At 72.8% G+C, this 7,441-nt stretch carries 7 protein-coding genes; 5 read left to right on the forward strand and 2 right to left on the reverse strand.

The genetic code is table 11. From position 1 onward, the window contains the following. Positions 1-107 precede the first annotated feature (107 nt). The 5 genes from tsf to rlmN all read left to right on the forward strand — a co-directional run bounded on the left by tsf (position 108) and on the right by rlmN (position 5,317). On the forward strand, positions 108-947 hold the full coding sequence (gene tsf / locus ACWGKU_RS29710; protein WP_401048732.1) for a translation elongation factor Ts: 840 nt from the start codon (positions 108-110) through the stop codon (positions 945-947). 261 nt (positions 948-1,208) lie between these two features. Beyond that, positions 1,209-1,973, forward strand: coding sequence for a UMP kinase (gene pyrH, locus ACWGKU_RS29715; RefSeq protein WP_329929692.1), 765 nt, complete (start codon positions 1,209-1,211; stop codon positions 1,971-1,973). Positions 1,974-2,071: 98 nt separating this feature from the next. Next, on the forward strand, positions 2,072-2,629 hold the full coding sequence (frr, locus tag ACWGKU_RS29720) for a ribosome recycling factor (protein WP_359900627.1): 558 nt from the start codon (positions 2,072-2,074) through the stop codon (positions 2,627-2,629). A 281-nt stretch (positions 2,630-2,910) separates the two neighbouring features. Beyond that, positions 2,911-4,134, forward strand: coding sequence for a phosphatidate cytidylyltransferase (locus tag ACWGKU_RS29725; protein ID WP_401048736.1), 1,224 nt, complete (start codon positions 2,911-2,913; stop codon positions 4,132-4,134). Positions 4,135-4,216: 82 nt separating this feature from the next. Beyond that, on the forward strand, positions 4,217-5,317 hold the full coding sequence (gene rlmN / locus ACWGKU_RS29730; protein ID WP_359900630.1) for a 23S rRNA (adenine(2503)-C(2))-methyltransferase RlmN: 1,101 nt from the start codon (positions 4,217-4,219) through the stop codon (positions 5,315-5,317). Positions 5,318-5,336: 19 nt separating this feature from the next. On the opposite strand, the gene ACWGKU_RS29735 is transcribed toward rlmN, so the two are convergent. Together ACWGKU_RS29735 and ACWGKU_RS29740 are read right to left on the reverse strand one after the other, a co-directional pair. After that, the gene (locus ACWGKU_RS29735; protein ID WP_401048729.1) at positions 5,337-6,488 is read right to left on the reverse strand and encodes a hypothetical protein; all 1,152 of its coding nucleotides are present in this window, start codon (positions 6,486-6,488) and stop codon (positions 5,337-5,339) included. 10 nt (positions 6,489-6,498) lie between these two features. After that, a complete protein-coding gene (locus ACWGKU_RS29740) occupies positions 6,499-7,254 on the reverse strand; it encodes an ABC transporter ATP-binding protein (protein WP_452180948.1) in 756 nt (251 codons plus the stop codon). Positions 7,255-7,441: the final 187 nt, after the last annotated feature.

Raw genomic sequence — 7,441 nt, forward strand, 5'->3', positions numbered from 1 at the left:
CGCCGGTACGAAGCCGGCGGGTGCCCCTCTCTCCCGCGCCGGGACCGGACCATCGGTCCCGGCGCCACTCCACGCAGACACGCGAGACGCGAGAAGAGATTCACACCATGGCGAACTTCACCGCCGCGGACGTCAAGAAGCTCCGTGAGCTCACCGGCGCCGGCATGATGGACTGCAAGAAGGCCCTGGACGAGGCCGAGGGCAACGTCGAGAAGGCCGTCGAGTTCCTGCGCATCAAGGGCCAGAAGGGCGTCGCCAAGCGCGAGGGCCGCGACGCCTCCAACGGCGCCGTCGCCGCGCTGATCGCCGAGGACAAGAAGTCCGGCGTCCTGGTCGAGCTGAACTGCGAGACCGACTTCGTCGCCAAGGGTGACAACTTCGTCAAGGTCGCCGACGCCATCGCCGCCCACGTCGCCAAGACCGCCCCGGCCGACCTGGACGCCGCCCTGGCCTCCGAGATCGAGGCCGGCAAGACCGTCCAGCAGTTCGTGGACGAGGCCAACGCGACCCTGGGCGAGAAGATCGTCTTCCGCCGCTTCGCCCAGTTCGACGGTGACGGCTTCGTCGCAGTCTACCTGCACAAGACCAGCCCCGACCTGCCGCCGGCCGTCGGCGTCCTGGTCGAGCTGGACAAGGAGAACGCCGAGGTCGCCAAGGACGTCGCGCAGCACATCGCCGCCTTCGCCCCGAAGTACCTGTCCCGCGAGGACATCCCGGCCGAGGACATCGAGAACGAGCGCCGCGTCGCCGAGGCCACCGCTCGCGAGGAGGGCAAGCCGGAGGCCGCCCTGCCGAAGATCGTCGAGGGTCGCGTCACCGGCTTCGTGAAGGAGTTCTCGGTCCTGGAGCAGGCCTTCGCGAAGGACAACAAGAAGACCGTCGCCAAGGTCCTCGAGGAGAACGGCGTCACCCTCAAGCGCTTCGCGCGTTTCCGCGTCGGCGCCTGAGCCACGTTCCACCTGGTCCCCGGCCCCTTTACGCTGGGAACCGCCCCCGCCCGCTGATCGGGGCGGGAGGAACGCCGAACGGGCTCACCCCGCGCCTATCCCCAACGGGCGGGCTCGCGTCGGCACCATGAACGACGAGGAGGCCATTGCCGTGCAGGACACCGAACCGGTTCCCGCGGCAGTGGCCTCCTCTCGTGTACGCGCAGGCGGGGCATCCGCACACCCGCGCCTGTGACCAGTAGGTGCAAAAAGGAGAAGTCCATGCAGGAGACGCAGGAGACCGCGCAGGACCCCAGGGACGGCTCGCGCCGCCGGGTGCTGCTCAAGCTGTCCGGTGAAGCCTTCGCCGGTGGCGGCGGGCTCGGCGTCGACCCGGACGTCGTGCACGCGATCGCCCGGGAGATCGCCACCGTCGTCCGTGCCGGTACCGAGGTCGCGGTGGTCATCGGCGGCGGCAACTTCTTCCGGGGCGCCGAGCTCCAGGTCCGCGGCATGGACCGGGCCCGCTCCGACTACATGGGCATGCTCGGCACCGTCATGAACTGCCTGGCGCTGCAGGACTTCCTGGTCAAGGAGGGCATCGAGACCCGGGTCCAGACCGCCATCACCATGGGCCAGGTCGCCGAGCCGTACCTGCCGCTGCGGGCCGTCCGGCACCTGGAGAAGGGCCGTGTGGTGATCTTCGGCGCCGGTATGGGCATGCCGTACTTCTCCACCGACACCACGGCCGTCCAGCGCGCCCTGGAGATCCACGCCGACGTCCTGCTGATGGGCAAGAACGGCGTGGACGGCGTCTACGACTCCGACCCGCGGACGAACCCGGACGCGGTCAAGTTCGACGCGCTGGAGTACTCCGAGGTCATCGCGCGCGACCTCAAGGTCGCCGACCTCACCGCGATCACGCTGTGCAAGGACAACAACCTTCCGATGCTGGTCTTCGAACTGCTGGCGGAGGGCAATATCGCGCGCGCGGTGAAGAGTGAGAAGATCGGCACACTCATCAGCCAGGATTCTGTCCGGGCCTGAGCAGCAACCAGCCGTACTGGACGGCGCCGACGCCGGGACCGGCCACCGCGCCGACACCGGTCGGGACAACAGCAGATGAACCGGACAGGGAGACCACAGTGATCGAAGAGACCCTCCTCGAGGCCGAGGAGAAGATGGAGAAGGCCGTCGGCGTCGCCAAGGACGACCTCGCGGCCATCCGCACCGGCCGTGCGCACCCGGCGATGTTCGCCAAGATCGTCGCGGAGTACTACGGCGCCGTGACGCCGATCAACCAGCTGGCCTCCTTCTCGGTGCCGGAGCCGCGGATGGCGGTCGTCTCGCCGTTCGACAAGACCGCGCTGAAGGCCATCGAGCAGGCGATCCGCGACTCCGACCTGGGCGTCAACCCGTCCAACGACGGCTCGATCATCCGCGTGGTGCTGCCCGAGCTGACCGAGGAGCGCCGCCGGGAGTTCATCAAGATCGCCCGCACCAAGGGCGAGGACGCCAAGGTGTCGATCCGCGCGGTGCGCCGCAAGGCCAAGGACGCCATCGACAAGCTGGTGAAGGACGGCGAGGTCGGCGAGGACGACGGCCGCCGCGCCGAGAAGGAGCTCGACGACACCACGGCCAAGTACGTGGCCCAGGTCGACGAGCTGCTGAAGCACAAGGAAGCCGAGCTGCTCGAGGTCTGATGAACGACGCCCCTGACGCCCCCGGCTACTGGGGCCCGTCCGACCAGCAGTTCCAGCCCCACCATCCGGCGCCGCACCCGCAGGCCGCCCGTACCCCGGCCCATCCGGTGCCGGGGTACGGCGCGCAGCCGGCGCCGGCCCAGGGACACCCCGGCCACCCGGGCGGCCACGCCGTGCCCCCGGGTGCGCCGGGCGTCGCCCACGGGGCGCCGGGCCTCCGTTCGGATCAGTCGCAGCAGCCTCCGGTGTACTGGGGCGGCGACGCGGAGGAGACTCAGGTCATGCCTCCCGTGCCGGCCGAGCCCGGTCCGCCGCCCGGCGCGCCCGCCCACGGCCGGTCTGCCGCCCACGGTCGGCCCCCGGCCCACGGCCGGCCCGCCACCGGTGGCCCGGCCGGGCCCGCCGAGGGGCAGGGCAGGGAGTCCGGCCGGCTGAACGGCCCGCTGTTCCGGGAGGACCAGCCCGAGCCGGTGCCGTCGGGCGTGACGGAGACGGTCGTGCTGCGCGCGATATCCGACGACGTCCCTCCCGCCCCCGGCCGCGGCACCCCGCCGCACCCGGGGGCACCGGTGCATCCCGCGCCGCCGGCGAACCACTTGGCGGCCGGGCAGCCCCACTTCGTGCCGTCGTCCCACCCAGGGCAGGAGACACCCGTGGCCGCCCAGTCCGCCCCGCAGCCGCAGCCGCGCAAGCAGCGCGGTGGCCGTAACCTCCAGGCCGCCATAGGCGTGGGCGTCGGCCTGGGGGCGGTGATCGTCGCCTCGCTGTTCGTGGTGAAGGCGCTGTTCCTGGTCGTCGTGATGGCCGCGGTCGCGGTCGGCGTCTGGGAGCTGACCAGCCGGCTCTCCGAGCGCAAGCAGATCAAGGCGCCGCTGATCCCGCTGGTCGTGGGCGGCGTCGCCATGGTCGCCACCGGTTACTGGTCCGGCATCCAGTGGGCGGCCGCCGCGCTGGCGCTGACCGGGCTGGCGGTGATGGTCTGGCGGATGGCCGAGCCGCCGGAGGACTACCTGCGGGACATAACGGCAGGCGTGTTCACGGCCTTCTACGTGCCGTTCCTGGCCACCTTCGTGGCGATGATGCTGGCGGCCGACGACGGCCCCCAGCGGATCGTGCTCTTCCTGATCGTGACGATCTGCAGCGACACCGGCGCGTACGCGGTGGGCTACAAGTTCGGGAAGACCAAGCTGGCCCCGACGATCAGCCCGGGCAAGACCCGCGAGGGCCTGGCCGGCGGCATCGCGCTGTCGATGCTGGCGGGCGCGCTGCTGATGCAGCTGATGATCGACGGCGGCAGCTGGTGGCAGGGCCTGATCCTGGGCGGCTGCGCGGCGGTCACCGCGACCCTGGGCGACCTGGGCGAGTCGATGATCAAGCGGGACCTCGGGATCAAGGACATGGGCACGCTGCTGCCCGGCCACGGCGGCATCATGGACCGGCTGGACTCGCTCCTGCCGACCGCCCCGGTGGTCTGGCTGCTGCTGGCCGCGTTCGTCGGCAGCTGACCGGCGCGTACGAGACGTACCAGGGAGGGCCCCGGACGCCTGGCGTCCGGGGCCCTCGCGCGTCTGCGACACTGGAACAACCATGCCTAAGCCCGGAGAACTCACCTTTGTCGCGCCGCGCGGCGCAAAGCCCCCGCGACACCTCGCCGACCTGAGCCCCGCCGAGCGCAAGGAGGCCGTCGCCGAGCTGGGCGAGCAGCCGTTCCGCGCCAAGCAGCTCTCCAACCACTACTTCGGCCGGATGTCGAACGACCCGGCGAGCTGGACGGACATCCCCGCCGCCAGCCGGGAGAAGCTCACCGGGAGCCTGCTGCCCGAGCTGATGTCGGTGGTCCGGCACGTCTCCTGCGACGACGACGCCACCCGCAAGACGCTCTGGAAGCTCTTCGACGGCACGCTCGTGGAGTCCGTGCTGATGCGCTACCCGGACCGGGTCACCATGTGCATCAGTTCGCAGGCCGGCTGCGGCATGAACTGCCCGTTCTGCGCCACCGGCCAGGCCGGCCTGACCCGCAACCTGTCCACCGCCGAGATCGTCGAGCAGATCGCCGCCGGGATGCGCGCGCTCAAGACCGGGGAGATCCCGGGCGGCGAGGCGCGGCTGTCCAACGTGGTCTTCATGGGCATGGGCGAGCCGCTGGCCAACTACAACCGGGTGCTGGCCTCGATCCGCCGGCTGACCGACCCGGCGCCGGACGGCTTCGGCCTGTCCCAGCGCGGCATCACGGTCTCCACCGTCGGTCTCGTCCCGGCGATGCACCGCTTCGCCGACGAGGGCCTCAGCTGCCGCCTGGCGCTGTCGCTGCACGCCCCGGACGACGAGCTGCGCGACGAGCTGGTGCCGGTGAACACCCGCTGGAAGGTCGCCGAGGTGCTGGACGCGGCGTGGAACTACGCGGAGAAGTCCGGCCGCCGGATCTCCATCGAGTACGCGCTGATCAAGGACATCAACGACCAGGCCTGGCGGGCGGACCTGCTCGGCCGGCTGATCAAGAACCGTCGGGTGCACGTCAACCTGATCCCGCTGAACCCGACCCCCGGGTCCAAGTGGACGGCCTCCCGGCCCGAGGACGAGCGCGAGTTCGTCCGCCGCCTCCAGTCGCACGGCGTGCCGACGACCGTCCGCGACACCCGTGGCCAGGAGATCGACGGCGCCTGCGGCCAGCTCGCCGCGGCGGGCTGAGGCCCGCTCCGGGAGACCGCTACCGGAGTCCGGCGGCCGCCAGTGCGGCGGTCGCCCCGCCGGTCAGCAGCAGTGTGCTGCCCACCGCGAGGGTGCGCAGCGCGACCGCGCCGAACAGCAGTCGGGGCGAGGTGCCGAGGCGCAGCAGCGCGTGGGTGACCCCGCGTCGGTCGGTGCGGACCTCGGCGAGCCGGTTGACCACCGCGGCGGCCGCGCAGCCGAGGACCAGGCAGGCCTCGACGGCGGGCAGCGCGTCGGCGCTGTCGGGCGTGCCGATCCAGTAGCGGACGGTGGTGAGCACCAGCGCGACGGCGAGGGTGAGCACGGCCAGCGGCGCGCCGAGCCGGCGGGCCTGGGCGGTGAGGCCGCGCCCGGCCAGCAGCCGCAGCGGGGTGGGCCGCCCGACGGCGAGCAGCCGCCCGGCCCAGGCCAGCAGCGGGCCGGTGAGCAGCGCGAGGCCGAGCGCACTGGCGGCCCAGCCGAAGAGGGCGGCGGTGCTGGTGGAGCCGAGCCCGGCGGGCAGGTGGATCGGACGGCCGTCGACGGCGGCTCCGGGCCGCAGGGCGATGAGTTCGAGCGCGGCGCCGATCACGCCCAGCCCGGTCGCGAGGGCGATCCGCCAGACGCCGAAGCCGGTCGGGGCGGGGGTGCGGCCGCCGGGCAGGGTGTCGGTGACGGAGACCGCGCAGGCGGCGGCGCCGGCGGCGGTGAGCGGGACCAGGGCGAGCAGGGTGAGGGGCGCGGCGGGCGGCAGCGGCACGCCCATGCCGAGGTCGGCGGCGAGCGCGGGTCCGGCGACGTCGTTGCGCAGCACCAGGAAGAGCAGCAGGGTCAGCACGCTGCCGAGGGTGCAGGCGAGTGCGACCTCGCCGGCGATCAGCGTCCGGATGCGGCGGGAGCCGGCCCCGGCGGCGGTGAGGCCGGCGATCCGCTCGGGCCGGCGGGCGGGCACCGCGCGGGCGGCGACGGCCGCGAACCAGGCGAGGGCGGCGAGCGGGGGCAGGCACCAGAGCAGCCGGACCAGCGGGTCAGCGCCGCCGATCTGCTCGCTCATCGCCCGGCCGAGGGAGCGCAGCAGGAAGGCGGCGACCACGGCGGCGGCCGCTGCGGTGAGCAGCCAGCGGCCGAGGTCGGGCACCCGGTAGCCCCGGGCCAGACGGAGATAGAACACGTCGACCCTTTCAGCGGCGGGTGGCCGTGACGGCGGGCGCTCCGGCGGCCCCGGGGGCGGTGATGCCGCGGGGGACGGGTGCGGCGGGGGCGGTGAGCCGTCCGTCGACGAGGGCGACGGCGCGGTCCGCGAACCGGACGAGCTCGGGGTCGTGGGTGGCCAGGACGAGGGTGAGCTGGTGGGACCGCGCCGCGCTGGTCAGTATCCGCATGACCTGGTCGGCGGCCTCGCGGTGCAGCGGGGCGGTGGGGTCGTCGGCGAAGACGACGGGCGGCAGCGGGGCCAGGGCGCGGGCGACGGCGACCCGCTGGCGGTGGCTCTGGAGCAGGCGCTCCGGCCGCAGCCGGGCGCAGTCGCCGACGTCGAGGCGTTCCAGCCACTCGTCGGCGGCGGTGTAGGCGGCCTTGTTGCCGGCCCCGGCGAGCAGCAGCGGCAGCGCGACGTTCTCCCGGGCGGTCAGTTCGGGCACCAGGTGGGGCTCGGAGCCGACGAAGCCGAAGCGGTCGCGGCGCAGCCGTTCGCGGCCGGCCCGGGCGAGGGTGTGCACGGGGGCGCTGTTGAACCAGACCTCCCCCTCGTCGACCGGGAGCTGCGCGGAGAGGCAGTCGAGCAGGGTGCTCTTGCCGGAGCCGCGCGGGCCGGTGACGGCGAGCACCTCGCCCTCGCGGACGCCGATCGAGATGCCGCGCAGGGCGGGGGTGCCGTCATGGGACTTGACGATCCCTCGGGCCCACAGCACGTCGTTGTCAGGCGGTGCCGCTGACATGAGGATCCATCCTGGGTGGCCGCAGGGATATGACAGTCGTCAGATTAGAACGACGGGGGCTGGTCGCGGTGGCGGCGCTCTGGTCCATCACGGGCAAATCACCCGCATTCAGGCATGTTTGGTCGTACGACTGTGATGTTCCGGGGGTGGGAAACCGGGCCGGGCACGCCGAAGGGCGGCCCCCCGG

The sequence above is a fragment of the Kitasatospora sp. NPDC054768 genome (genome assembly GCF_053612025.1).

Coding starts and splice junctions, on each gene's coding strand:
- tsf (WP_401048732.1), top strand. CDS start 108: ATGGCGAACTTCACCGCCGCGGACGTCAAGAAGCTCCGTGAGCTCACC.
- pyrH (WP_329929692.1), top strand. CDS start 1,209: ATGCAGGAGACGCAGGAGACCGCGCAGGACCCCAGGGACGGCTCGCGC.
- ACWGKU_RS29725 (WP_401048736.1), top strand. CDS start 2,911: ATGCCTCCCGTGCCGGCCGAGCCCGGTCCGCCGCCCGGCGCGCCCGCC.
- rlmN (WP_359900630.1), top strand. CDS start 4,217: ATGCCTAAGCCCGGAGAACTCACCTTTGTCGCGCCGCGCGGCGCAAAG.
- ACWGKU_RS29740 (WP_452180948.1), bottom strand. CDS start 7,254: ATGTCAGCGGCACCGCCTGACAACGACGTGCTGTGGGCCCGAGGGATC.